26 protein-coding genes are annotated in these 23,812 nt (G+C 63.3%); 14 read left to right on the plus strand and 12 right to left on the minus strand.

Annotated elements, in window-relative coordinates:
* Positions 1-67: 67 nt before the first annotated feature.
* A complete protein-coding gene (locus tag ACFQ6Y_RS15645) occupies positions 68-2,428 on the minus strand; it encodes a penicillin-binding protein (RefSeq protein ID WP_378445777.1) in 2,361 nt (786 codons plus the stop codon).
* Between the two features lie 291 nt (positions 2,429-2,719).
* Here ACFQ6Y_RS15645 and ACFQ6Y_RS15650 point away from each other — a divergent pair, with 291 nt between their 5' ends.
* Positions 2,720-3,043 carry a WhiB family transcriptional regulator gene (locus ACFQ6Y_RS15650; RefSeq protein ID WP_007732375.1) on the plus strand — a complete coding sequence of 108 codons (324 nt, stop codon included), beginning with the start codon at positions 2,720-2,722 and terminating at the stop codon, positions 3,041-3,043.
* A 17-nt stretch (positions 3,044-3,060) separates the two neighbouring features.
* Here ACFQ6Y_RS15650 and ACFQ6Y_RS15655 read toward each other — a convergent pair whose 3' ends face one another.
* Together ACFQ6Y_RS15655 and ACFQ6Y_RS15660 are read right to left on the minus strand one after the other, a co-directional pair.
* Positions 3,061-4,239 carry an ArsA family ATPase gene (locus tag ACFQ6Y_RS15655; protein ID WP_378634170.1) on the minus strand — a complete coding sequence of 393 codons (1,179 nt, stop codon included), beginning with the start codon at positions 4,237-4,239 and terminating at the stop codon, positions 3,061-3,063.
* Complete coding sequence (locus tag ACFQ6Y_RS15660) at positions 4,239-5,252, minus strand: ArsA family ATPase (protein WP_378634176.1); 1,014 nt, start codon at positions 5,250-5,252, stop codon at positions 4,239-4,241. The genes ACFQ6Y_RS15655 and ACFQ6Y_RS15660 overlap by 1 nt, the downstream gene beginning before the upstream one ends.
* Positions 5,253-5,305: 53 nt before the next feature.
* Between ACFQ6Y_RS15660 and ACFQ6Y_RS15665 the strand changes: the two genes are divergently transcribed.
* The 9 genes from ACFQ6Y_RS15665 to ACFQ6Y_RS15705 all read left to right on the plus strand — a co-directional run bounded on the left by ACFQ6Y_RS15665 (position 5,306) and on the right by ACFQ6Y_RS15705 (position 12,630).
* On the plus strand, positions 5,306-5,470 hold the full coding sequence (locus ACFQ6Y_RS15665; RefSeq protein WP_003943454.1) for a hypothetical protein: 165 nt from the start codon (positions 5,306-5,308) through the stop codon (positions 5,468-5,470).
* A gap of 5 nt (positions 5,471-5,475) precedes the next feature.
* Positions 5,476-5,946 (plus strand): RidA family protein, encoded by a 471-nt coding sequence (locus ACFQ6Y_RS15670; protein ID WP_378634180.1) that lies wholly within the window; start codon positions 5,476-5,478, stop codon positions 5,944-5,946.
* The gene (locus tag ACFQ6Y_RS15675) at positions 5,946-6,731 is read left to right on the plus strand and encodes an MBL fold metallo-hydrolase (RefSeq protein WP_378634184.1); all 786 of its coding nucleotides are present in this window, start codon (positions 5,946-5,948) and stop codon (positions 6,729-6,731) included. The genes ACFQ6Y_RS15670 and ACFQ6Y_RS15675 overlap by 1 nt, the downstream gene beginning before the upstream one ends.
* Before the next feature lie 98 nt (positions 6,732-6,829).
* A complete protein-coding gene (locus ACFQ6Y_RS15680; RefSeq protein WP_378634188.1) occupies positions 6,830-8,305 on the plus strand; it encodes a 2-hydroxymuconic semialdehyde dehydrogenase in 1,476 nt (491 codons plus the stop codon).
* Between the two features lie 42 nt (positions 8,306-8,347).
* Positions 8,348-9,121 carry a 2-keto-4-pentenoate hydratase gene (locus ACFQ6Y_RS15685; protein WP_378445731.1) on the plus strand — a complete coding sequence of 258 codons (774 nt, stop codon included), beginning with the start codon at positions 8,348-8,350 and terminating at the stop codon, positions 9,119-9,121.
* Positions 9,118-9,570, plus strand: coding sequence for a RidA family protein (locus tag ACFQ6Y_RS15690; RefSeq protein WP_138871577.1), 453 nt, complete (start codon positions 9,118-9,120; stop codon positions 9,568-9,570). Before ACFQ6Y_RS15685 ends, ACFQ6Y_RS15690 begins: the two co-directional genes overlap by 4 nt.
* Positions 9,567-10,088: a 3-hydroxyanthranilate 3,4-dioxygenase gene (locus ACFQ6Y_RS15695; RefSeq protein WP_378634210.1), complete on the plus strand. Its 522-nt coding sequence runs from the start codon at positions 9,567-9,569 to the stop codon at positions 10,086-10,088. Before ACFQ6Y_RS15690 ends, ACFQ6Y_RS15695 begins: the two co-directional genes overlap by 4 nt.
* Positions 10,089-10,091: 3 nt before the next feature.
* Positions 10,092-11,087: an amidohydrolase family protein gene (locus ACFQ6Y_RS15700; protein WP_378634215.1), complete on the plus strand. Its 996-nt coding sequence runs from the start codon at positions 10,092-10,094 to the stop codon at positions 11,085-11,087.
* Between the two features lie 184 nt (positions 11,088-11,271).
* Positions 11,272-12,630 (plus strand): MFS transporter, encoded by a 1,359-nt coding sequence (locus ACFQ6Y_RS15705; RefSeq protein WP_378634220.1) that lies wholly within the window; start codon positions 11,272-11,274, stop codon positions 12,628-12,630.
* A 57-nt stretch (positions 12,631-12,687) separates the two neighbouring features.
* Here ACFQ6Y_RS15705 and ACFQ6Y_RS15710 read toward each other — a convergent pair whose 3' ends face one another.
* The 6 genes from ACFQ6Y_RS15710 to ACFQ6Y_RS15735 all read right to left on the minus strand — a co-directional run bounded on the left by ACFQ6Y_RS15710 (position 12,688) and on the right by ACFQ6Y_RS15735 (position 17,434).
* Positions 12,688-13,614 (minus strand): LysR substrate-binding domain-containing protein, encoded by a 927-nt coding sequence (locus ACFQ6Y_RS15710; protein ID WP_230816521.1) that lies wholly within the window; start codon positions 13,612-13,614, stop codon positions 12,688-12,690.
* Positions 13,615-13,664: 50 nt separating this feature from the next.
* Entirely contained in the window at positions 13,665-14,957 is a 1,293-nt protein-coding gene (locus tag ACFQ6Y_RS15715; protein WP_378634223.1) for a carboxylesterase family protein, read from the minus strand.
* A gap of 98 nt (positions 14,958-15,055) precedes the next feature.
* Entirely contained in the window at positions 15,056-15,616 is a 561-nt protein-coding gene (locus tag ACFQ6Y_RS15720; RefSeq protein WP_378634226.1) for a TetR/AcrR family transcriptional regulator, read from the minus strand.
* Between the two features lie 15 nt (positions 15,617-15,631).
* The gene (locus tag ACFQ6Y_RS15725) at positions 15,632-16,102 is read right to left on the minus strand and encodes a DUF1348 family protein (protein WP_378634230.1); all 471 of its coding nucleotides are present in this window, start codon (positions 16,100-16,102) and stop codon (positions 15,632-15,634) included.
* Between the two features lie 129 nt (positions 16,103-16,231).
* The gene (locus ACFQ6Y_RS15730) at positions 16,232-16,906 is read right to left on the minus strand and encodes a Crp/Fnr family transcriptional regulator (RefSeq protein ID WP_003943506.1); all 675 of its coding nucleotides are present in this window, start codon (positions 16,904-16,906) and stop codon (positions 16,232-16,234) included.
* 255 nt (positions 16,907-17,161) lie between these two features.
* The gene (locus ACFQ6Y_RS15735) at positions 17,162-17,434 is read right to left on the minus strand and encodes a hypothetical protein (RefSeq protein WP_019746620.1); all 273 of its coding nucleotides are present in this window, start codon (positions 17,432-17,434) and stop codon (positions 17,162-17,164) included.
* 80 nt (positions 17,435-17,514) lie between these two features.
* Here ACFQ6Y_RS15735 and nth point away from each other — a divergent pair, with 80 nt between their 5' ends.
* From nth to ACFQ6Y_RS15755, 4 genes are read left to right on the plus strand one after another with little or no spacing between them, the layout of a single operon-like run.
* Positions 17,515-18,300 (plus strand): endonuclease III, encoded by a 786-nt coding sequence (nth, locus tag ACFQ6Y_RS15740; protein ID WP_378634235.1) that lies wholly within the window; start codon positions 17,515-17,517, stop codon positions 18,298-18,300.
* Between the two features lie 6 nt (positions 18,301-18,306).
* Entirely contained in the window at positions 18,307-18,960 is a 654-nt protein-coding gene (locus ACFQ6Y_RS15745) for a TlpA family protein disulfide reductase (RefSeq protein WP_378634242.1), read from the plus strand.
* Complete coding sequence (locus ACFQ6Y_RS15750; protein WP_378634247.1) at positions 18,957-19,676, plus strand: NUDIX hydrolase; 720 nt, start codon at positions 18,957-18,959, stop codon at positions 19,674-19,676. Before ACFQ6Y_RS15745 ends, ACFQ6Y_RS15750 begins: the two co-directional genes overlap by 4 nt.
* Entirely contained in the window at positions 19,673-20,863 is a 1,191-nt protein-coding gene (locus ACFQ6Y_RS15755) for a MarP family serine protease (RefSeq protein ID WP_283306660.1), read from the plus strand. The genes ACFQ6Y_RS15750 and ACFQ6Y_RS15755 overlap by 4 nt, the downstream gene beginning before the upstream one ends.
* Before the next feature lie 3 nt (positions 20,864-20,866).
* On the opposite strand, the gene ACFQ6Y_RS15760 is transcribed toward ACFQ6Y_RS15755, so the two are convergent.
* From ACFQ6Y_RS15760 to nhaA, 3 genes are read right to left on the minus strand one after another with little or no spacing between them, the layout of a single operon-like run.
* Complete coding sequence (locus ACFQ6Y_RS15760; RefSeq protein ID WP_378445740.1) at positions 20,867-21,805, minus strand: alpha/beta fold hydrolase; 939 nt, start codon at positions 21,803-21,805, stop codon at positions 20,867-20,869.
* Between the two features lie 15 nt (positions 21,806-21,820).
* A complete protein-coding gene (locus tag ACFQ6Y_RS15765; protein WP_230816512.1) occupies positions 21,821-22,330 on the minus strand; it encodes a phage holin family protein in 510 nt (169 codons plus the stop codon).
* Positions 22,327-23,661, minus strand: a complete 1,335-nt coding sequence (nhaA, locus tag ACFQ6Y_RS15770; protein ID WP_378540447.1) for a Na+/H+ antiporter NhaA — start codon at positions 23,659-23,661, stop codon at positions 22,327-22,329. Before nhaA ends, ACFQ6Y_RS15765 begins: the two co-directional genes overlap by 4 nt.
* Positions 23,662-23,812: the final 151 nt, after the last annotated feature.

Raw genomic sequence — 23,812 nt, forward strand, 5'->3', positions numbered from 1 at the left:
CCAGAACCGAAAACGGCCGCGATCTCCGAATCACTCGGAGATCGCGGCCGTTCTTGTTTCAGGGCCGTCAGTTCGGCGGGGTCCCCGCAGGCGGTGCGGGTTCACCTCCGGGCGGAGTCGCATCCGGGGGAGTTGCGCCCGGTGCCGGGGCCGCGGGGGATGCGGGCGCAGCCGGAGCCCTCACGGAACCGTCGCTGATGTAGATCGTGACGGTCGAACCCGGGATCGCGGACCCGGACGGCGAAACTCCGGTGACCGTTCCCGCGCGCGCTCCGGATGCCGTCGTCACGGAATTGACGGTGAAGCCGGACGCCTGAAGCCGGGACGTCGCTGCCGACTGGCTCAGGCCGACAACCTCGGGAACCTGGCCGTTCTGTGATCCCCGTGCGTACTTCTCGTCGATCGGGGGCAGCGAGGTGGGCCCGAAGTTGTTGGCGACCGGGTTCATTGCCGCGAACCAGGATCTCGCCGGTTCGGTACCGCCGTACAAGTTGCCGCTGTAGCAGGGGCGCAGCGGGCTCGAGCAGATCTCGCCGGGGGTGGGGGAGTCGCCGAAGATGTAGACCGCAGCAGCGAGGTTGTTGGTGAAGCCGAGGAACGCCGAGGACTTGTGGGTCTCGGTGGTACCCGTCTTGCCCGACATCGGCAGGCTCCATCCGGCGCTGCTCGCGGCACCGGCAGACGTACCGGCGCCGACGTCGTCACGGCTCATGGCGTTGGCGAGGGTGTCTGCCAAGCCGGGCTCGACAACCTGCTCACAGCCCTGCTCGGTGACGGCCACCGGCTTGCCGTAGCGGTCGAAGACCGAATCGATGGGACTCGGCGGGCACCACTTGCCGTGCGAGGCGAGAGTGGCTGCGACGTTGGAGAGTTCGAGCGGGTTGATCCAGGTGGGGCCGAGGGTGAACGAACCGAGGTTCTGTTCCTTCTGGAAGTCGGCCATGCTGCGCTCGTCGAAGCCCGAGGTGTTGGGATCGGCGTACGAGCGCATGCCGAGACGGACAGCCATGTCGACCGTCGGCGTGACACCGGTTGCCTCGATGAGCTTGACGAAAGCGGTGTTGGGGGACTGAGCCAGCGCGTCGGTCACGGACAGCGTCGGCGGGTAGTTGCCCGCGTTCTCCACGCAGTACGTCGAAACCGGGCAACCTGCGGCGCCGCCGCTACCCATGCCCTTGGCTTCGAAGCGCTTGGGTACGTCGAGGGTCGCGTTGATACCGAGACCCTTCTCCATCGCCGCAGCCGTCGTGAAGATCTTGAAGACGGAGCCCGCACCGTCGCCGGCCAGTGAGTACGGCTGCGCCTGGACGGTTTCGTCGGCGTCCGCGTTGAGTCCGTACGTGCGACTGCTGGCCATCGCGATGACCTTGTGTGAATCCTGACCGGGCCTGATCACGTTCATGACGTTGGCGATGCCGTCGAGGTTGGCGCTCGCGTTCGCATTCAGGCCGGCCTTGGTCGATGCCTGCACCTGCGGGTCGAGAGTGGTCTTGATGAGGTAACCACCGTCGTTGATCTGGTCACGGGTGATCCCGGCGTCCGAGAGGTACTTCAGTGCGTAGTCGCAGAAGAAACCACGATCGCCCGCGGCGATGCAGCCGCGCGGCAAGTTGTTGGGAGTTTCCAGGACGCCGAGGGGTTCTTCCTTCGCGGCCCGGAACTCGTCGGCGCGATCCGGAATGTTCGTGATCATGGTGTCGAGCACGGTGTTACGACGCTCGGTGACGCCTTCGACGTTCGTGTAGGGGTTCAGTGCGGAGCTGGACTGAACCATGCCGGCAAGCATTGCCGACTGCGGAACGCTCAGATCTGCTGCATCGACGCCGAAGTAGGTCTGAGCCGCGTCCTGAATGCCGAAGGATCCGTTGCCGAACGGGACGAGGTTCAGGTACCGGGTGAGGATCTCGTCTTTCGTGAGTTCCTTGTCCAGTGTCAGTGCCATCCGGATCTCGCGGATCTTTCGGGCCGGGGTGGTCTCGATGGCAGCGCGACGCTCGGCATCCGTCTTGGCGACGACCAACAGCTGGTAGTTCTTCACATACTGCTGATCGAGCGTCGACGCGCCCTGCTGCACTTCACCGGTTGTCGTGTTGGTGAGGAAGGCGCGCAGCGTTCCCTGCCAGTCGACGCCCTTGTGGTCGGGGAACCGTCGGTCCTCGATGGAGACGATCGCCAACTTCATGTTGTTGGAGATCTTCTCGCTCGGGACTTCGAAGCGTCGTTGGTCGTAGAGCCAGGCAATGGGGTTGCCGGCGGAATCGACCATGGTGGACACCGCGGGGACCGTGCCTTCGACCAGTTCGGCCGAGACGTTGTCGACGGTATCGGCAGCGCGGTTGGACGCGAATCCGAATCCGCCCGCCACTGGGAACATCACCCCTGCGACCAGGACACCCGCCAATGCGGAGCTTCCGGCGAGCTTCGCCACTGTTTTTGCAATCGACACGATCTACAGAGTACGTGTGCCCACCCATTGGAACCGGTTTCAGTGTTTTGCGGGTGTTCAAAACCTTCTGAACACGCGCTTTGTACTGCCGTACCAAAAAATGCCCCCGACCGTCTTGCGTTAGGGCCGTTCTTTACCTAAATTGTGATCAGTGTGATCGACGTAACACTCGATCACGAATGTGTCTCAGCTTTCACGTGCTACCGCGGGACTGCTGAGATGGTGCGCTGCTCGCCCCATGGCGACGGTCAGACTTTGTAGAGGGGACCCAGAATGTACACAGCCACCCCGAGTAGCCGTTTGGACATCGAGCAGGCCGAGGCACGAATTGCCTGGGTAACTCAGGCACGATGCCGCGAGGTCGACCCCGACCAACTTTTTGTTCGTGGCGCCGCGCAGCGCAAGGCGGCCACAATCTGCCGTCACTGCCCGGTACTCATGCAGTGCGGAGCCGACGCTCTCGACAATCGTGTCGAGTTCGGTGTGTGGGGCGGAATGACGGAACGTCAGCGCCGCGCACTGCTCAAGCAGCACCCCGACGTCGATTCCTGGTCCGAGTTCTTCGAAGATCAGCGCCAGCATCACTCAGCAGTCTGACCCGGCCGATCGGGGGATCAGCCCTTACGAGTGAGCTGATCTCCCACCGCACGCAGCGCCTCGAGGTCCGAGACCTCGAACGGTAGCGACGGAACACCGATCAGCGGCACCCTCGGGTGGGCTGCGGTGAATCGGCTCAGCAAGGCGATTTCTCGCTTCGCGATCACTGCCCGATGGGCATGGATACGGAGAACAGCTGCGGTGAGGGCCTCGGCCTCGGTCGCACTTTCCTTCGCTTCCAGTTTGTCGGCGGCAGTCACCGCATGATCGGCAGGCAAGGCCGTCAATGTCGGGTGCGTGCGGTTGAGAACCAATCCGGCCAACGGCATCGAGTCGCCGGCAAGACGATCGACAAAGAATGCCGCTTCACGGAGAGCGTCGGGTTCGGCCGCTGCGATCACCAGGAAGTGAGTCCCCGGCTGACGTAGCAACTCGTAGGTCTTCGTCGCGCGTTCGCGGAAACCGCCGAACATCGAGTCGAGTGACTGCACGAATGCCGATGCATCCGACAACATTTGGCTTCCCACGATGGTCGAGACACCCTTCAGTGCCAACCCCATCGCGCCGGCCACGAGCCGGGTCAGGCCTCGGCCCGGTGCGGAGAGCAACCGGATCATCCGTCCGTCGAGGAACGTGCCGAGCCTCTGCGGAGCGTCGAGGAAGTCGAGGGCATTGCGTGACGGTGGGGTATCGACGATCACCAGATCCCACGCGGCGTTCGACGCCAACTGCCCCAACTTCTCCATCGCCATGTACTCCTGCGTTCCGGAGAACGATGTGGCAACGGTTTGGTAAAAGGGATTCGCCAGGATCTGCTCGGCCTTCTCAGGGCTCGAATGCTCGATGACCATCTCGTCGAAAGTCCGACGCATGTTCAGCATCATCGCGTGCAGTTCACCCGTGGCCTCGGGACCCAGCTTCACCGGCTGCGGAGTGTTGTCGAGTTCGGCCACACCCAAGGCCTGCGCGAGGCGACGGGCCGGATCGATGGTGAGGACGACTACGCGTCGGCCCTCTTCGGCTGCCCGCAACGCCAGCGACGCAGCCGTCGTGGTCTTGCCGACGCCACCCGCGCCGCAACACACCACGATCCGGGCCGTCGGGTCCTTGATGATCGCCGAAATATCGAGGGCAGGAGCTGCGCGTCGGCCGGTCCTGGAACTGCCGACCGTCACGTTCTCGGTGGTCTCGGTCATCACACGCCCTGTTCCGTGAGGTATTCGGCCAGCTCGTAGAGCCCACCGAGATCAACGCCGTCGGCGAGTGCGGGAAGTTGCACCCGCGCGCCGTCGATCTCGCGGAGCTTCTGCGCACTGGATTCTTGAGCTTCGAGCACCGAAGCATGTTCGATCGTCTCGGTGAGCAGGCCCGCGAAGTCGTCGTCGGACAGATCGATGCCGACGTCGGAGAGAGTCGACCGGATCGAAGCGGCGTCGATATTGCCGGCCGCGGCACCAGCGAGTTGATCTTCGGGCAAGAACCTCGGGCTGGCGCGATTGACGATGATGGCACCGAGGTTGAGGTCGTTGCGCGCAAGTTCTGCGGCAGCGTCGGCAGTTTCCTGAACGGGCAGCGCTTCGAGCAGCGCAACCAGATGTACGACGGTTTCCGGCGAGTGCAGCAGGCGAACGACGCCTTCACTCTGTGAGTGGACAGGGCCGCCCTTGGCGAGATCGGCCATCGCCTTGGTGACGTCGAGGAAGCTGCCGATGCGTCCCGTCGGGGGAGCGTCGACGACAACGGCGTCGTACACGCGTTTGCCGGTCCGATCGGTGCGGATGACGCACTCCTTGATCTTGCCGGTGAGCAGAACGTCGCGAAGACCGGGAGCGATGGTCGTGGCGAATTCGATGGCGCCGAACTTACGCATTGCCCGGCCGGCGAAGCCGAGGTTGTAGAACATCTCGAGGTATTCGAGGAACGCGGTCTCGATATCGACGGCGAGAGCCATCACTTCACCGCCACCTTCGGCGGCCGCGACCTTGGTCTCCTGCGGCGGAAGCGGCGGTACGTCGAAGAGTTGCGCGATTCCCTGACGGCCCTCGACCTCCACGAGGAGAACGCGCTTGCCGCCTTCGGCCAACGCGAGCGCCAACGCGGCGGCAACCGTGGACTTACCGGTACCGCCTTTACCTGACACAAAGTGCAGGCGGGCCTTCGTCGCAGACTCGGGCCAGGTCCTGCTCAGCTCATCTTGGGATGCAACCACACCGCGAGCCTATAAGTCTGGGGCCGAAGATGTACGCGGGATAGGCTCAGCGCATGAGCGAAATAACTTCCTGGGAATACACCGTGACTCCGTTGCTGGTCCACAATCCGAAGGCAATTCTCGACAACTGGGGTGTCGACGGCTGGGAACTCGTCGCAGTCCTGCCGAGCGCGTCGGGCGAGCAGCACGTCGCGTACATGAAGCGTCCGAAGGGCTGAATCACATGGCAGAGGCAACACAGACCTGGTCGGAGCGTCTCGCCGAACTGGGCATCGCACTTCCCGCCGTCGCGGCACCCGTCGCTGCGTACGTTCCCGCGGTTCGCAGTGGCAACCATGTGTACACGTCGGGTCAGCTCCCGTTCGTCGACGGAAAGTTGGCGCTGACCGGCAAGCTCGGCGCGGGCGTGTCGGATGAGGAGGCCAAGGCCGCGGCACGTACCTGCGCGCTCAACGCCCTCGCTGCCATCGACGCGCTGGTCGGCATCGACAACGTCGTCCGCGTCGTGAAGGTCGTCGGCTTCGTGGCATCCGCCGAAGGATTCACCGGTCAGCCCGGCGTGATCAACGGCGCATCCGAATTTCTCGGCGAGGTGCTCGGCGACGCCGGCATCCACGCTCGTTCGGCTGTCGGAGTGGCAGAACTTCCCCTCGGCTCACCCGTCGAGGTGGAACTGATCGTCGAAGTTCGCTGATGTCGACGGTCCATCCCGCCTACGCGCAGCTTCGCCGCGTCACCGACATCGCTTCGGTCTTGCTCGAGAACAATCCGGGCATGATGACGCTGGACGGTACGAACACCTGGATTCTGCATGCTCCCGGCAGCGTCGAGTGTGTTGTCGTCGATCCAGGCGACAACGACGAGGAACACCTGCAACGGGTCGCTGGTGTGGGTCCGGTAGCGCTGACCTTGATCACGCACCGGCACTACGACCACACCGGCGGGGTCGACCGTTTCCACGAATTGACTTCGGCTCCAGTGCGTTCCGTCGACCCCACATTTCTGCGTGGGGGCGCTTCGGCGCTTGTCGACGGTGAAGTGATCGAGGTTGCGGGCCTGAAGTTGCGGATCCTCGCGACTCCGGGGCACACCGCTGACTCGGTGTCGATCGTCGTCGAGAACGATGCGAGCGTGCTGACGGGCGACACCATTCTCGGCCGTGGCACGGCAGTTCTCGACGATTCCGACGGCGATCTGGGGGATTACCTCACCTCGCTGCGGTCGCTGGCCGCGCTCGGCGAAGGATTGACGGTTCTGCCCGGGCACGGTCCTGACCTGCCCGATCTGCAGGCGATTTCGCAGCAGTACCTGGCTCACCGCGAGGAGCGTCTGGATCAGGTGAGGACTGCTCTGTCGACGTTGGGGGAGTCGGCGACGGTTCGCGAGGTTGTCGAACACGTCTACTCCGACGTGGACCCGAAACTGTGGCCGGTGGCGGAAAAATCCGTCAACGTGCAGTTGGCGTATCTGCGTCGCTGAGTTGTGTAGCCGAACTGCCGCCACCTATGCCGATCGAGGTATAGCTGGCGGCAGTTTTTGCATTTGTTTGATATGGGTCACGGGCCAATAGTTAGTCCATGACCTCACAATGCGACGGATGGATCCGCAATTATGTGGACGGCTCCTATGTCGAACCCGACGAGTCGTCGAGCTTCGATCAGGTCGACCCAGCAACGGGCCGTGTTCTCGCCCGGGTCCACGAGGCTGACAAGGCCCTGGTCGATCGGGCCGTGACCTCTGCCAGACGCGCTCTGGACAACGGTTGGGCCGATACGCCGGTTCGAGAGCGGACGGCTCTGCTGCGACGCGCTGCCGACCGGATAGAGGAACGATTCGAAGAGTTCGTCGCCGCAGAAATGGCGGACACCGGCAAGCCGATCACGCAGGCACGCGAACTCGACGTCGCGCGTGCCCTGACGAACTTCCGCACCTTCGCCGACATCGTCGCCGCGGCGGGACAGGAATCGTTTGTCACCGATCTCGCGGGTGGCAAGCAGGCGCTGAACTACGCGATCCGCAAGCCGCTCGGCGTGGTCGCCGTCATCGTTCCGTGGAACCTGCCGCTGCTTCTCCTGACCTGGAAGGTTGCGCCCGCGCTCGCGTGCGGAAACTCCGTGGTGGTCAAGCCTTCCGAGGAGACCCCGGCGACTGCGTCGTTGCTGGCGGAGGTGCTCGAAGAGGTCGGCCTGCCTGCCGGCGTCTACAACGTCGTCCATGGATTCGGCGCGAACTCGGCCGGCGAGTTCCTCACCACGCACCCCGGTATCGACGGCGTCACCTTCACCGGATCTTCGGCAACCGGTTCCCATGTCATGAAAACCGTTGCCCCGCGGGTCCGTCCGGTCTCGTTCGAACTCGGTGGCAAGAATGCCGCGATCGTGTTCGGCGACGTCGACATCGACGAAGCGCTGACGGGTCTGACCAAGTCGGTGTTCACGAACACCGGCCAGGTCTGCCTGTGCACCGAGCGGGTGTACGTGCACCGCAGCATTTTCGACGACATTGCCGGTGGACTCGTCGAGCGGGCAGCAGGATTGCGTCTGGGCGACCCGACGCTCGCTGCGACGACGACCGGTCCGCTCATCTCGCAGGCGCACCGGAAGAAGGTACTCGACTACTTCGAGATCGCCGACCAGGAAGGCGCGAAAGTGCTGACCGGCGGCGGTATTCCGGATCTCGGACAGGAACTGTCGGGCGGATCCTGGATCGAACCCACCCTGTGGACGGGCTTGACCAACAAGGATCGCGCGGTGCGAGAGGAGATCTTCGGACCCGTCGCAGCACTGATTCCGTTCGACACCGAAGCCGAAGCGATCGCCCTGGCAAACGACACCGAGTACGGCCTGGCTGCCTCCGTGTGGACCAACGACTTGCGCCGCGGACACCGCGTCGCGCAGAAGATGAACGTCGGAATCTCCTGGGTCAACACGTGGTTCACCCGTGAGCTGCGATCTCCCTTCGGCGGCATGGGCCTGTCCGGCATCGGACGTGAGGGCGGCGAGTCCTCACTGCACTTCTACACCGAACCGACAAACGTGTGTGTGCAACTGTGAACATCGAAACCGCAAAAGTTCTCCAGAAATGAGCGAGGCGTGATGACAGCCCCAGAAGACACCGTATCCGCGCTCGCCCGTCGCCTCGACGACGCTGCGCAGAGTCGCACCGACACCCCCAGCCTCGCCGACGATCACACCATCGACATCGACGAGGCCTACCGGATCCAGAACGAACTCCTCGAACGACGCACCAGCCGTGGTGAATCGATCGTGGGCATCAAGCTCGGCTTCACCAGCAAAGCGAAGATGGCGCAGATGGGTGTCTCCGAGGTGATCGTCGGTCAGTTGACCGACGCGATGTGCGTGAGCAACGGCGGCGAAGTCGACCTGACGACGTTCATTCATCCCAAGATCGAACCCGAAGTGGCATACCGCCTGTCGAAGGACGTCGATCTCGACGATCCGAACGTCGACATCGAAACCTGCGTCGACGCACTTGCTCCCGCAATGGAGATCATCGACTCGCGCTACCGCGACTTCCGCTTCACCTACACCGACGTCGTCGCTGACAACACCAGCGCCGCCGGGTACGTGATCGGGCGTTGGCTGCCGCTGCAGAACGTCGAGGACCGTTCCGTGCGTATGGAAGTCGGCGGCGAGACGGTAGTCGGTACCACAGCAGCCATTCTCGGCGACCCGGTGCGAGCTCTGCACGCACTGCTCGACATCGCTCGCCGACGCCGAATTCCGTTGCGCGCTGGGCAGGTAATTCTGGCCGGCGCCGCCACAGCAGCTGTGCGACTCGACGAGGGCGTCGCGCAGTGCAGCATCGACGGCCTCGGAACCGTCACGGTGAAAGGTGTGAAGCGATGAGTGGGGCGCAGGTCATCGAGAAGCTGGCGAAGCCGCGCGGAAAGTTCCCGCACGTCAAGGTGGTTGGCGACTTCGTCTACGTCTCCGGCACCAGTTCGCGTCGGCCCGACAACACGTTTGTCGGCGTCGAGGTCGACGAGATGGGGACCACGGCGCTCGACATTCGGGCGCAGACCCGTGCCGTCATCGAGAACATCGCGGCGATCCTTGCCGAAGTGGGCGGAGAACTGAGTGATCTGGTTCAGGTCACCTCGTACCTGGTGTCGATGAACGACTTCGGTGGATACAACGAGGTGTATGCCGAACTGTTCGACGAAAACGGTCCGACGAGAACGACTGTGGCTGTCCACCAACTGCCCCACCCGCACCTGCTCATCGAAATTTCCGGTGTGGCGTACGTGCCCGCCGCCAAGCGCTCAGCGTCCGAAGATACGGAGAATGCATCATGACCACGATTCCTCCCGTCATCGACTTCAAGAAGTGGATCGACGACAACCGCCACCTCCTGCAGCCGCCCGTCAACAATCAGACGATGGCGCTGGGAGACGACTTCATCGTGCAGGTCGTCGGCGGCCCCAACCAGCGGACCGACTACCACCTCGATCCGTACGAGGAGTGGTTCTACCAGCTCGAAGGCGACATCCACGTCAACGTCATGACCGAGGACGGTCCTCAGCGCGTCGACATTCGTGAGGGTGAAACCTGGTTGCTGCCGGGAGACATTCCGCATTCGCCGCAGCGTCCCACCGCGGGTTCGATCGGCCTGGTCATCGAACGAGTCCGCAAGGAAGGCACGCTCGAGAAGTTCCAGTGGTACTGCCTCGAATGCGATCACAAGATTCACGAGGTCGAACTTCAGGTGCGTGACATCGTGGCCGACCTGCCGCCGGTGTTCGTCAAGTTCTACGAGAGCGAAAAAGCCCGCACGTGTGACAAGTGCGGCACGCTCCATCCCGGCAAGGGCTGAGCGATGAGCAACCTGATCGACATCCACACCCACTACGTGCCCAACGGGTGGCCGGATCTGACCGAAGACGCGGGACCGCAGGCACCGTGGCTGAAGGTCGAGTCGGAAACCGAAGCCATGATCATGATGGGCACCAAGGAGTTCCGCCGCATCCAGTCCGATGCCTGGGACGCCGAGGTGCGGCTTCGGGACATGGATGCCGACGGCGTGCAGACGCAGGTCGTCTCGCCCACTCCGGCGTTCTTCAACTACGGCCGGAGCGGTGAGCAGGCAAGTCGCATTGCACGGATTTTCAACGACCTCGCACTCGAGATCGTGGAGCCGGCGAAGGATCGGTTGATTCCGTTCTGCCAGGTGCCTCTGCAAGACACCGACGCAGCGTGCCGTGAGCTCGAGCGGTGCATCGCGAACGGGCACCGCGGTGTCGAGATCGGCAATCATGTCGGCGATCTGGACCTCGACAGCGAGGGCGTGGTGACGTTCCTGCAGCACTGCGCGTCGCTGGACGTGCCGGTATTCGTGCACCCGTGGGACATGGCCAACTCTCCGCGCCTCGATCGCTGGATGGCGCAGTGGCTCACTGCTATGCCGGCCGAAACGCACCTGTCGATACTCGCGCTGATTCTCGGTGGGGTGTTCGACAAGATCGACGATCGTCTCAAGATCGGATTTGCGCACGGTGGTGGATCTTTCGCGTTCTGGTTGGGCCGGATGGAAAACGCCTGGCACGGCCGCAACGACATCATCGGTACGTCGCAGTTCCCGCCTTCGCACTACCTGGGAAGGTTCTACGTGGATTCCGTCGTCTTCGACGAGCGTGCGCTGCGACTGCTGGTGGACACGGTGGGGGTGGACCGCGTGATGGTGGGTAGTGATTACCCGTATCCCTTGGGGGAGCGTCCGGTCGGTGAGGTGGTTCGCAAGAGTGAGTTCTTGGACGACGCTGCGCGCCAACTGATCTCGCGGGGGAATGCCGAACGTTTCCTGGGTCTCGTCTGAGACCCCGGCTATACCCTTTCCGGTATGGCGGACGGTGAATTCGGCATTTGTGAGTCATGTCTCGAGCGAGCACAATTCCAAACACAACGATCGACGACGCTCGTGATGCCGACAATCCCGAAGACGGGGTCGGTGACTACAGATTTCATCGTCCGCCTGCCCCATCCAATCGATAGGTTCCGCGATGTCAGACAAGATATCCAACAGCACAACGAGTGACGGAAAGCCGTTGCCGGAGAAAGCTGCCCGTAGCCGAGTTGCCATGGCAACTCTGGCCGGCACAACTCTCGAATGGTACGACTTCTTCCTCTACGGCACAGCTGCCGCGCTGATCTTCAACAAACAATTCTTCCCGAGCCTGAGCCCCACTGCCGGCACGCTGGCTGCCTTCAGCACCTTCGCCGTCGGATTCATCGCGCGGCCGGTGGGCGGACTCGTGTTCGGGCACTTCGGCGACCGGATCGGGCGCAAGGCCACACTTGTGGTCTCCCTGGTGATGATGGGCGTCGGTTCGACGCTCATCGGCCTCATCCCGAACTACGACTCCATCGGATTCTGGGCGCCTGTCCTTCTGGTGGCCATGCGCGTCGTTCAGGGCATCGGTCTGGGTGGTGAAGGCGCCGGCGCGACGCTCATGTCGATGGAGCATGCACCGGCCGGGCAGAAGAATCTGTACGCAGGTTTCCCGCAGATGGGCACACCGGCCGGACTTGTTCTGGCCAACGGCATCTTCCTCACGACCAATGCCGTGATGTCGGACTCCGCGTTTGCCTCGTGGGGATGGCGAATCCCGTTCCTGCTCAGCTTCGTTCTGGTGGCGATCGGTCTGGTGATTCGCTTGCGCGTCACCGAGTCACCGTCATTCGCCGGGATCATGGAGAAGGGCGAAATAGTCAGCTTCCCGCTGCGTGAATCGCTCAAGGTCGGCTTCCCGCGTCTGTCGCTGACGCTGGCCGCGTGCTTGGCGAACTCCGCCGTGGCGTACGCCTTCATGGTGTTCACTCTGTCGTACGGAACTCAACATCTGGGCTACGACAAGCAGTTCCTCGTGCTCAGCGTGACTGCGGCGGCTGTCCTCTGGTTCCTCTCCATACCGTTCTGGACCAAGATCGCCGACAAGTACGGGCGTCGACACATGTTCATCGGCGGATCGGCCGCAATCCTGTTGTGGTGCATCGTGTTCTTCCCGCTACTGAACACCGAGAACAAAGTGATCGCTGTCATCGCGTTCCTGGGTATGGGTCTGATCGTGCCGGTCACCCATTGCGTTCAGGGCAGTATCATCGCCGACACGTTCCCGGCCAAGGTCCGCTACTCCGGTTCGTCTCTGATCCTTCAGAGTGGTGCGATTCTCGGAGGTGGACTGGCGCCGATGATCGCCACCGCACTGCTGGACGCCACCGGGTCTTCGGTGGGCGTCACCTGGTACCTCGCCTCGATATGCACGATCAGCCTGGTCGGCGCCATCGCACTGTTCAAGCTTGTCCCCGATTCGTCGCGGGGTCTGGAGAACGAAGAGATTCGGGTCTCCGAAAACGCCTGAGTGCGAGATTGTTCCGAATCGGCCCGCTCCCTGCGAGGGAGCGGGCCGATCTGCGTTTCACGGTCGCATGAGCTCGTCTGCAAAGGACTTCAGCGTCGCGATCAACGCCTGCGCGGACGGGCTCGACGTTCGAGTCGCCGACGAGGTGATGCCGACGCTGTGCCCGATCGGATCGAGAGTGATGGACAGGGTGGTCAAACGTGCGTCGTCGCGGGGGATGAGACTCGGTAGTACCGCGATCATGTCGGTCTCGACCAGCAGCTGACGCACCGTGAGGAAAGAGGTTGCCTCGACGCGATTTTCAGGCAACGGCAGGCCGTTGCGGGCGAAGAACTCCTCGAGTTCGCGGCGGAGCACTGTCTCGACACCGGGCAGGATCCAGGGGAAGCCACGCAGTTCTTCGAGTTGGATGTCCTCGCGATGAGCGAGTGGATGATCCACGCGGGTGACGAGTTCAACCGACTCCGCGTAGAGGTTTCGCCTGATCGCGGTGTCGTCGGTAGGTGAGGTGAGTCGGCCGACGATCAGGTCGATCCGACCCGCCTCCAGATCGGTGAGCAGCTGCTCGGGTGTGCCTTCGCGAACGATGACGGTAAGCAGGGGGTGCTGGACCTTCAGTCGCGCGATGGCGCCCGGAAGCAGCACGTTGGATCCGGCGAGATGTGTTCCCACGATGACGGTTCCGCGATTGGCGTCGGCAAGCTCGACGACGTGCCGCCCTGCTTCGGTCAGCTGCGCGATCACGGCCCGAGCATGAGTGGTGAATGCCTCACCGAAAATGGTCGGGGTGATTCCGCGCGGACCGCGGTCGAAGAGCGAGACACCGAGAATGGACTCGATGTCGTGCAGACTGCGGGTCGCGACGGGTTGCGTGATGTGAAGTGCGGCAGCGGCACCGACCACGCTGCCCTGACGGCTCAATGCGTCGACGAGCAGGAGATGGCGGAGTTTGAGTCGCCCGTCGAGGAGCTTGGGCATGTCCATGGAGCAATCCTAGTCGGGATTTCTCCTGGTGGGTAGGCGCCCGAAGTTGCTCAGGAGAAGGTGATTCCGATCGGTTGGGCCGTTGTGTACTTCTCCCACGATTCGCTGCTGTCCGGACTTCCCGTGTGCGCAAACGACGTCCAGTGCCTGCGCACACGACGGCCCAGTGCGTCGATGCTCGGCCAGTCGCTGCTGCCCAGCATCGGCGAGCTCTGCCAGGACTGCTCGGTTCCCAACACGAAGGGCAGTTCGATGCAGTGGGTGGCTCCGAAGACGTCGTCGGACGGTGTCCAGTCGAAGCGATACGTGTACACCGACGCACCGGCTTCGGTGAAGGCGTCGGCCAGCGCCATCGCTGGTTCGGCAAACATGTTCTGTGTCAGTGCTTCTTCGGCGACACGTTCGGGATCGGGTGCGCCCACCACGTCGCGCAGGAACGCGGATCCCTCGTCGCGGGTGTAGCCCACGATGACGTCCGGCGCTGCCTCGAAAGTTCGGGTCACCGGTTCAAGCCCGGAAATCGGCGCAAATGGCGGTTGAACGACATTGGGGGACCGTTGGCTGAACTCGATTGCCGTGCCGCGGAATGCGTCGAGCACACGGGGGAGCGGCGCGGTTCGAGGATCTCCGTCGAGCAGTCGGGCAAACGTCTCGCCGTTCTCGATTGCCGCAGCCTGCGTGAAGTTGAGGTCCGGTCGGGGGGTGCTCTGCAGAATTGCTCGATGGAACAGAGTTCGAGAGTAGTTACTGCTCAACAGATTCACAATGGAATGAGCGCCGGCAGACTGGCCGAATACGGTGACCGAATCGGGGTTGCCGCCGAATCCCTCGATGTTCTCGCGCACCCAGTCGAGGGCCGCGATCTGATCGTGGACTCCGAGATTGCCTTCACTGACGCCGTCGAGGAGAAGGTATCCGAGCACGCCGACGCGATAGTTGACCGACACCACGACGACGTCGCCTTCGGCTGACAAAGCGTGGCCGTCGTACCAAGGGAGGGAGCCGCCGCCACTGGAGTAGCCGCCGCCGTGCAGCCAGACCAGAACTGGGCGGCGACCGGTCAGCGAGGGGGTTGTGACGGTGACGGTGAAGCTGTCCTCGCTCTGCTCCGGCTCGGGGAGCGGCGGTCCCATGATCCGTTCGAGACGTGAAGGTGGTTGGGGGAATACTGTTCCGAGAGCCGTGGCGTCGAAGACGTCGGAGAACGGTTCCACTGGCCGCGGTTTCTCGAAACGCTGTGCGCGGGCGTAGGGAATCGCACCGAAGTAGTAGGAGCCGTCGCGCTTTCGGCCGCGGACCTTCCCCGAAGTTGTGGATGCGATCACCGTCTCGGACGAGGGCATGGGTTCCTTTCTTCTTGTGCTGTCGATTCGAGAGTGCATTTTCGAGCATGCCAGCTCGATTCTGCGGCACAAATGCCTTTGTGGTCGTGCGGTATGCGTTACGGCGAGAGGGCTTGGACCAGTCGATCTTCGAGTCGCGTCGTCACTCGTGTGTACACGGCGTCGTCGCCCAGTGCTCGCGACATCACTATCGCGCCTTGGATCCCGGCCACGGCTTCTTCGGCAAGGTCGGTGGAATTTTCGGTGCCGGCGAGTGCCGCTTCGAGAGCGACGGTCCATTCGTCGAAGTAGGTTCGCACCCTGGCGCCGAAGCGGTTTCGTTCTTCACCGAGTGCAAATGCGCCGAACAGGCAAATGCGTTGTCCTGATCGAAAGTAGTCGCTCACGGTGGCGAACATGCTCTGGATGCGCTGCCTCGGTGGAACCGACTCTGCTCGAAGCGGTTCGAAGACCTCGGTGCGAAACCATCCGTCGATCTCGTCGAGCACCGCCTCGGCCATCTCTTCCTTTCCCCGCGGAAAGAAGTTGTAGAGACTGCCTTTGCCCAATCCGGTGTGTTCGGTGATGACGGCCAGGCTCGCTCCGTCGAACCCGTAGGTTCGGAACACGTTCGCGAGCGCGGGGATCGTGTCGGAGCGTTCAGCTACCTGTCTGGCCATGTGCTCATTCTTTCATCACAGACCCAGCTCGCTCAGGCCCGGATGAGCGTGCGGGCGTGGTCCGGTCGAATCCCAGAAGAACTTTCGCTCCGACTCTTCGATGGGGACGTCGTTGATGCTGGCATGACGGTGATGCATGAGGCCGTCGGCGTCGAATTCCCAGTTCTCGTTGCCGTAGGAGCGGAACCACTGCCCGTCGTGATCGTGCCACTCGTACGCGAATCGCACGGCGATGCGGTCGCCGCTGTGCGCCCACAACTCTTTGATCAACCGGTAGTCCAGCTCGCGGGTCCACTTCTCGGTCAGAAGTTCGACGATTTCGGATCGGCCGGTGACGAATGTCGACCGATTACGCCACCAACTGTCCGGCGTGTAAGCCAGCGATACCTTCTGTGGATCGCGCGAGTTCCATCCGTCCTCGGCAAGTCGAACCTTCTGGGTGGCGGTTTGGTGGGTGAAGGGCGGAATGGGTGCTCGGACGGTCATGGTGCGGCCTCTCGGTTAGAAGTGTACCTATCGGTACAGACTTTACCGATAGGTACAACAGGAGTCCAGGGAACGACTTCGGCCGCCCCCGTCGAAGTGGGAGCGGCCGAAAAAGTAGAACAGGAAGAACTAGCGTGCGCGACGGGCCAGACGCTCGGAATCCGAGATCAGGACGCTCTTGCCTTCGAGGCGAAGCCATCCGCGGTGTGCGAAATCGGCGAGTGCCTTGTTGACGGTCTCGCGGGAAGCGCCGACGAGCTGGGCGATCTCTTCCTGCGTGAGGTCGTGGGTGACGCGCAGGGCGCCACCTTCCTGAGTGCCGAAGCGCTGCGCGAGCTGCAGGAGCGCCTTGGCGACACGGCCGGGAACGTCCGTGAAGATCAGGTCGGCCAGGGTGTTGTTGGTACGACGCAGTCGGCGGGCGAGAACGCGCAGCAGCTGCTCGGCGATCTCGGGGCGCTGCTGGATCCATGCCTTGAGAGCGTCGCGGTCCATGCTCACGGCGCGAACCTCGGTGACGGTCGTTGCCGTCGAGGTGCGGGGGCCGGGGTCGAAGATGGACAGTTCGCCGAACATGTCGGACGGGCCCATGATCGTCAGCAGGTTCTCGCGACCGTCGGGTGAGCGTCGACCGATCTTCACCTTGCCGGACACGATGATGTACAGGCGGTCACCGGGCTCACCTTCGTTGAAGATGACATGTCCACGGGGGAAGTCGACGGGCTGCAGCTGCTTTGTCAGCGCCGCTACCGCTGAGGGCTCGACTCCTTGGAAGATGCCGGCTCTTGCCAGGACGTCGTCCACGTGCGCTCCTTGTTGGGATTTGTTCGTTTGTGGTGTCATTTTTGCGCTATCTATCTTTGTACCCGCGCTGCGCACAAACCGTCGTACACAGGCTCAGCCCTCATGAGTGAGACACTGTGTCCAATGCAATCTGTGTTCAATGCAACAGGTACGGCATCGAAGTCTACGTCCCGATAGCTCGCGACGAGTGATTGATGCCACGTAAGAGCCGAAAATTCTTCCGGAATCCGCCGTGATGACTACTTTGTATGGCCGTCAACTTGCCCGTTGTGTCCGGATTTCGCCCAGGCTGGCGCTTTCGGGAGCCTCCGACTGACGGCCCTTCCGCTTCCGGTGGAAGCGAGCGAAAGCATGAGGAAACCCATCGCTTGCCAGGCGGGCGACGTCGTCGTGACTTGCCTGATCGAGGAAGTCTTCTACTTCGTGCTCTTGAACCGAGAGCCGACGCAATCGCCCTTCGACTCGTTCCATCGCCAGGGCAAAGAGCATCAGCAGTAGCGGAAAGAGAATTACTGCGAGTCCTTGCATAGGGGGAAGTAAACACGTCGAAGGTCTCAGAATCGACACGACGGAGTCTCCACTCATGTCGTATCCGTACAGTTGTCTGAGTGCAGACCACCCCGACAGGCAGTTCAGAGCAGCGGAAGAAACCGCGTTCGGGGGGTGCGCGGAAAGAAGAATCACACCTCGGATTGGTGCGCCGGGCGCGTCGGATGAATCGTGAGCTCGCCGTGGCATTTCCGCACGTGTATTGCGAACTCGACTTCACGACACCGTTGGAGTTGGCAGTAGCGACAATCCTGTCGGCGCAGTGCACCGACGTCCGCGTCAACATGGTCACGCCTGCACTGTTCGCGCGTTATCCCGACGCCAAGGCATACGCGGAAGCCGATCGGACCGAACTCGAGGAGTACATCCGCTCCACCGGCTTCTACCGGAACAAGACGACGTCGTTGATCGGACTAGGTCAGGCGCTACTCGAACGCTACGACGGTCAGGTCCCGAACAAGCTCGAAGATCTGGTGAAACTCCCCGGCATCGGACGCAAGACCGCGAACGTCGTGCTGGGCAATGCCTTCGACATTCCGGGAATCACCGTCGACACCCACTTCGGTCGGCTCGTGCGGCGGTGGAAATGGACCGAGGAAGAAGACGCCGTCAAAGTGGAACACGCCGTCGGGGCACTGATCGAACGTAAGGAATGGACGCTGCTTTCACATCGCGTGATCTTTCACGGCCGACGGGTCTGTCACGCGCGCAAGCCCGCGTGCGGTGTGTGTGTTCTGGCCAAGGACTGCCCGTCGTACGGGCTCGGCCCGACCGACAAAACCGAGGCCGGCGCCCTGGTGAAAGGCCCCGAGACCGACCACCTGCTCGCCCTGGCAGGGTTGTGATCGCCGATGACAAGTGCCGGAAGATGGTCTCTCGCTGCGCTCGTGGTCGTCGCCGCTCTCGTCGTGGCGATCTGGCCCCGCGGGGGAGACGACACGACGCCTACGTCGACGGGTCCGTCCTCGTCGGCGTATCAGCCGCCGACGTTCACGCCCTCGTCGGAATCGCTCGATCAACTCCGTAGCCAGGCGGCTCTGGCCCCCTGCCCGACTCCGACCGGCGAAGCGCCTGCCGACTCGGCTCTCGCCGGAATCACCCTCGACTGCGTCTCCGACGGAGCGCCCGTCGACCTTGCCGCAGCGGTGGGCGGAAAGCCGACTCTGCTCAACCTGTGGGCGTACTGGTGTGCGCCGTGCGCCGAAGAGCTTCCGTACCTTCAGGAATTCGCGGAGCGCGCCGACGGCAGCATCAACGTTCTGACGGTGCATTCCGATCCGAATCAGGAGAACGCTTTGACGCGACTCATCGACTACTCCGTGCGTTTGCCCGGCGTCCAGGACGGTGACGGCAAGGTGCGGATCGCGGTGGGCGCACCGCCGGTGCTGCCGGTGTCGGTGCTCGTGCGCGCGGATGGAACAGTCGCCAAGGTCTTGCCACAACCTTTCCGCAGTGCGGACGAAATCGCCGCCGCTGCGGCGCAATATCTGGGAGTCGTCGTATGAGCACACCGGTTCCCGAGTGGTTGCGTGCTGTCGCCGGCACACAGCCCACCGATCCCCACCGGATCAACCCGGTCCTCGAGCGTCGTGCGCCGCGAGGCACCGTGACGCGTCCGGCCGCGGTGCTGGTGCTCTTCGGCGGCCCGCGTGAGGCCGATCCTCTGGCCGTCGGCGGCTTGCCTGATGGCGCAGACGTCTTGCTGACCCAGCGGGCGTCGACGATGCGTCAGCACAGCGGACAGGTCGCGTTCCCCGGCGGCGCAGCCGACCCGGGCGACGATGGTCCCATCGGCACCGCGCTGCGTGAAGCGCAGGAGGAGACCGGACTCGATCCGAGCGGTGTTCAGCCGCTCACCGTGCTGCCGGAGATCTTCATCCCGCCGTCAGGTTTCGACGTGACGCCGGTGCTCGGCTACTGGGAGCAGCCGACGACGGTGGGCATTCAGGACGAGGGCGAGGTCGGACGGGTGGCCAGGGTGCCACTGCGTACGTTGCTCGACCCGGACAACCGGTTTCAGGTTCGCCATCCCCTCGGATACCAGGGCCCGGCGTTCCGCGCCGAGGGCATGCTGGTCTGGGGGTTCACAGCAGGAATCCTCGCGGCGCTGTTCACGGTGTCCGGCTGGGAGATTCCGTGGAACTACGAGGACGTGAGAGACCTGGACACAGCGCTGTCCGAGTTCGGTGAAGGTGTCGAGGATTCGGCGGTACCGCGATGACAGGTTCCCGTTGGGTGGACATCGCCATCGTTCTGGTCGCTCTCATCGCGGCCACGTCCGGATGGCGTCAGGGTGCGGTGGCGTCGGCGCTGGCGTTTGTCGGCGTGATCCTCGGTGCCGTGGCCGGAATTCTGTTGGCGCCGCACCTGCTCGTGCACGTCACCGAAGGCAAACTTCGCATCCTCGCGGGCATCTCGCTGATCGTGGTGTTGGTCATCATCGGCGAGGTCGCCGGCATGGTGCTCGGACGCGCAGCGCGCAGCGGAATGCACAGTCCGACTGCGCGATCCGTCGACAGCGTCATCGGCGCGGGTCTACAGGCGGTGGCCGTCGTGGTCGCGGCATGGTTGCTTGCGATTCCGCTCACTTCTTCGTCGCAGCCGAACATTGCCGCCGCTGTTCGTGGTTCGGATGTACTCGCCAGTGTCGACGAAGTGGCGCCGCAGTGGCTGCGTCGCATCCCGACCGAGTTTTCGGCATTGCTCGACACCTCCGGTCTGCCGGATGTCATCGGCCCGTTCGGGCGCACACCCATCACCGAGGTCGAAGCACCCGACGCGAGCGTTCTGGCCAGTCCGTTGGCGGCGCAGTTGCGTCCGAGCGTCCTCCGCATCAACGGTGTCGCACCGAGTTGCCAGCGCGCGCTGGAGGGATCCGGATTCATCGTCGCTCCCGAACGCGTCATGACCAACGCACACGTGGTCGCCGGAACCGAGAGCATCACGGTGGACACCATGGAGGGCGCACTGCCCGCGCAGGTGGTTCTCTTCGACTCCGCCGTCGACATCGCGATTCTGGCGGTTCCCGGATTGGACGCGCCGGTGCTGCCGTTTGCTCCGGAGCAGGCTCAGACCGGTGACAACGCGTTGGTGCTCGGCTATCCCGGCGGTGGTCCGTACACGGCCAGCGCAGCCCGCGTTCGTGAGGTTCTGAACCTGAACGGGCCGGACATCTACAAGGCCGGAACCACCCAGCGCGAGGTCTACACCGTTCGCGGATCCATCAGGCAGGGCAACTCGGGTGGACCGATGGTCGACGATCAGGGACGGGTCCTCGGCGTCGTGTTCGGCGCTGCCGTCGACGACAGCGACACCGGATTCGTCCTCACCGCGCAGGAAGTCTCGCGTCAGTTGAACGCGGCCGCGTCGGCCTCGACGCCCGTGCCGACCGGCGCCTGCATTCTGTAGCGGTCAGGAAGGCTCGTCGGTCAGGAAGTGCAGGAGCGTGCTGTTGACGCGCTCCGGGGCTTCCTGATGTGCGTAATGGCCGACGCCTGCGATGGTGTGAAGTTTCTCGGTGGGTGCCCAGTGCCTGTCGCGACGCACGGTGCGCGTCAGGACGTACGGGTCCAGTTCGCCGTGGATCTGGAGGATCGGGATGCGAAGAACCTGATCCATCAACTTCATGAAGCGACGCCCTTCGGGGCGGAGCTGGCTGCGGAAGGCCCAGCGCTGGTACTCCAACGTGGAATGCGCGACACCCGGGATCCGGATCGCGGATCGCATCTTGCTCATGACGTCCGCGAACTCGGGTTGTTGCGGCCAGGTGGGGCCGGACCTCGAACGAACGAGGCGCTCCACCTCGGCGCCCTTGTCGGCCGTCAGCCGTCGCTCCGGGCGCAGCGGTACCTGGTAGGCCAGGAACGAAGGCAACAGTGCCCGGCGCTGATAAGGGTCGCGGACGACGGCTTGCTTGAGCGCCATCGGGTGTGGTGACGAGACAAGCGCGATCGACCGCACCAGGCGTGGATGCAGGAGGGCGGTCGCCCAGCACACCAGACCTCCGTCGGCATGACCGATCAACGTGGCCTTGCCGTAACCCATCGCACGAATGAGGCCGGCTACGTCACCGGCGAGCGTCCAACCGTCGTAGCCGCGAGGGGGCTTGTCGGAATCGCCGTACCCACGAAGATCCATCGCGACGACGCGGAAGCCCTGCTCGGACAGCGCCGTCAGCTGATGGCGCCAGGACCACCAGAAATCGGCGAATCCGTGCAACAGGACCACCAACGGAGCATCCGGCTCCGCGTCGCCTACCTCGACGACGTGAAACCGGATGCCGTTGGCGTGAATGTCCCGGTGAATCCAGGGGCCGTCGAACCTGACGGTGGATGGATCTGGGGCTGCCACTTTTGATCAGACTCGCTACCGGCGCGCGTTGAAATCGACGGACGGCTTTGCGTCGTCATGGCTGCCGGGGATGACGTTCCTGGCCTGCTTGAGCGATTCGATCGTCTTCTCCGGAGCCCGCAGCTTGCGCACGCGTAGATAGCCGAGCAGCGCCAGAATCGCGGTGGTCACCACCATGATCAGGAAGACGATGAGGAACGCCAGCCAGCGCGGCACCCAGGTGTCGAGCATCTCGGCCAGGAAGAAAAAGAAGAAGAACGAGCTGAATAGAAGAACTGTGAAGGCCAGGATGAAGAAGACACTGCCCTGCAGGCCCTTCTTGACCTCGCCCGTGACCTCGGCCTTGGCGAGTTCAACCTCGGCGCGCACGAGGGTGGAGACCTGTGCGGTCGCATCCTTGACGAGGGCCCCGATGGTGGCCTCGCCCGGCGTGCGGGCGTCCACATCGGTGAGAGGGATGGAAGAGACCGTGTTCGGTACTCCATCTCCGGTGAAGCGCTGGCTCTCTCCGTTGGTCAAGCTCACTTGTCGACCTCTCCAGGTAGTTCTCTCGCGTCCGTGGCAATGGCGGTGGAAGCGTCGTCTCGAGCCGCATGAACCCGTCCACGTCGCCACAGCAGCGCTGATCCGATCAGCGATGCCACCAACGATGTCACGAGAACTGCGGCCTTCGCTATCTCGGCCTCGCTGCCATCGCCGACCCCGTCCAATGCGAGGTCTGCTACAAGCAGGCTAACGGTGAACCCGATGCCACCGAGAACTGAGAGGGCAAACATGTCTCTCAATTCCAGTGTCTTGGGTTTGGTTGCGATCCCCAATTTGATCGCGAGCAGGGAAATCCCGAAGATTCCGACGGTTTTGCCGACCAGCAGACCGACGACAACCGATTGCCCGACTGGGTCGGTGAAAATGTCGCCGAGTACCGCGGCGTTGATCGGAACACCGGAGGCGAACAGTGCGAAGACGGGAACGCAGAAGCCTGCGGAGTACGGCTGAATGCGGTGCTCGAGACGGCTGCCCGGCGCGTACTCCTCGTCCGGATCACGCCTGACCCGGGTGAGTAGGCCGAGCGCGACGCCGGCGAGTGTGGCGTGGATCCCCGCTTCGTGCATCGCGTACCAGGTCAGTAGTGCCAGCGGGACGTAGAGGAACGGCGTCGTGATGCGTTTGTGTTGGGCGTAGGCGTAGGCAGCCAGGGCGGCGGCCGCGGTCAGCAGCCACAGCATCGCGAGGGAACCGGTGAACAGCACGGCGATGAGGATGATGGCGAGCAGATCGTCGACGACGGCCAGGCTGAGCAGGAAAACTCGGGCGCTCGCCGGGATCTTCGAGCCGGTGAGCGCGAGCACGCCGAGGGCAAAAGCGATGTCCGTCGCGACGGGAATGGCCCAGCCCTTGTCCATGCCGGGCGTGCCGAAGCCGATGGACGCCGCGATGATCGCGGGGACCAGGACGCCGCCGCACGCCGCGATGATCGGCAGCATCGCGGCTTTACGGTCCGCGAGTTCGCCGACCACCAGTTCGCGTTTGAGCTCGAGGCCGGCGACGAAGAAGAAGACGGCGAGCAGTCCGTCTTGCGCCCACGTGCCCAGGCTGAGGTCGAGATGGAGTGCGGACGGGCCGATCTGGAAGTCGCGTAGTGCGATGTAGCTCTCACCGAAAGGTGAGTTCACCCAGATCAGAGCGACGGCAGCGGCGATCAGGAGTATCGATCCGCCCACCGTTTCGGTGCGGAGATAGCGGGACAGTTCGGAACGCAGAGTGGAGATCACGCGTGGGGACGACCTTTGTTCGTGCAACCGAATTCGGTTGCAACAGACATGAACGTGCTCGACGTTGTGACGCATCGAATGCACGTGCCGACCAGACTTCCCGGCTCACCTTTACGGAATTTTATCGCGGATTGCCCGCTGAGCCGAATTCGCGGAGTCGGATTTGCGCAGGAAAACCCCGCGGGTGTTCAATTCCTACTGATTGGGACAGCATCCCACCAATTGGACATCTTCC

The sequence above is a fragment of the Rhodococcus sp. NPDC056516 genome (genome assembly GCF_042794655.1).
In the GTDB taxonomy this organism is placed as follows: domain Bacteria; phylum Actinomycetota; class Actinomycetes; order Mycobacteriales; family Mycobacteriaceae; genus Rhodococcus_F.

Coding starts and splice junctions, on each gene's coding strand:
- ACFQ6Y_RS15650 (WP_007732375.1), top strand. CDS start 2,720: ATGTACACAGCCACCCCGAGTAGCCGTTTGGACATCGAGCAGGCCGAG.
- ACFQ6Y_RS15655 (WP_378634170.1), bottom strand. CDS start 4,239: ATGACCGAGACCACCGAGAACGTGACGGTCGGCAGTTCCAGGACCGGC.
- ACFQ6Y_RS15665 (WP_003943454.1), top strand. CDS start 5,306: ATGAGCGAAATAACTTCCTGGGAATACACCGTGACTCCGTTGCTGGTC.
- ACFQ6Y_RS15670 (WP_378634180.1), top strand. CDS start 5,476: ATGGCAGAGGCAACACAGACCTGGTCGGAGCGTCTCGCCGAACTGGGC.
- ACFQ6Y_RS15675 (WP_378634184.1), top strand. CDS start 5,946: ATGTCGACGGTCCATCCCGCCTACGCGCAGCTTCGCCGCGTCACCGAC.
- ACFQ6Y_RS15680 (WP_378634188.1), top strand. CDS start 6,830: ATGACCTCACAATGCGACGGATGGATCCGCAATTATGTGGACGGCTCC.
- ACFQ6Y_RS15685 (WP_378445731.1), top strand. CDS start 8,348: ATGACAGCCCCAGAAGACACCGTATCCGCGCTCGCCCGTCGCCTCGAC.
- ACFQ6Y_RS15690 (WP_138871577.1), top strand. CDS start 9,118: ATGAGTGGGGCGCAGGTCATCGAGAAGCTGGCGAAGCCGCGCGGAAAG.
- ACFQ6Y_RS15695 (WP_378634210.1), top strand. CDS start 9,567: ATGACCACGATTCCTCCCGTCATCGACTTCAAGAAGTGGATCGACGAC.
- ACFQ6Y_RS15700 (WP_378634215.1), top strand. CDS start 10,092: ATGAGCAACCTGATCGACATCCACACCCACTACGTGCCCAACGGGTGG.
- ACFQ6Y_RS15705 (WP_378634220.1), top strand. CDS start 11,272: ATGTCAGACAAGATATCCAACAGCACAACGAGTGACGGAAAGCCGTTG.
- ACFQ6Y_RS15710 (WP_230816521.1), bottom strand. CDS start 13,614: ATGGACATGCCCAAGCTCCTCGACGGGCGACTCAAACTCCGCCATCTC.
- ACFQ6Y_RS15715 (WP_378634223.1), bottom strand. CDS start 14,957: ATGCCCTCGTCCGAGACGGTGATCGCATCCACAACTTCGGGGAAGGTC.
- ACFQ6Y_RS15720 (WP_378634226.1), bottom strand. CDS start 15,616: ATGGCCAGACAGGTAGCTGAACGCTCCGACACGATCCCCGCGCTCGCG.
- ACFQ6Y_RS15725 (WP_378634230.1), bottom strand. CDS start 16,102: ATGACCGTCCGAGCACCCATTCCGCCCTTCACCCACCAAACCGCCACC.
- ACFQ6Y_RS15735 (WP_019746620.1), bottom strand. CDS start 17,434: ATGCAAGGACTCGCAGTAATTCTCTTTCCGCTACTGCTGATGCTCTTT.
- ACFQ6Y_RS15745 (WP_378634242.1), top strand. CDS start 18,307: ATGACAAGTGCCGGAAGATGGTCTCTCGCTGCGCTCGTGGTCGTCGCC.
- ACFQ6Y_RS15750 (WP_378634247.1), top strand. CDS start 18,957: ATGAGCACACCGGTTCCCGAGTGGTTGCGTGCTGTCGCCGGCACACAG.
- ACFQ6Y_RS15755 (WP_283306660.1), top strand. CDS start 19,673: ATGACAGGTTCCCGTTGGGTGGACATCGCCATCGTTCTGGTCGCTCTC.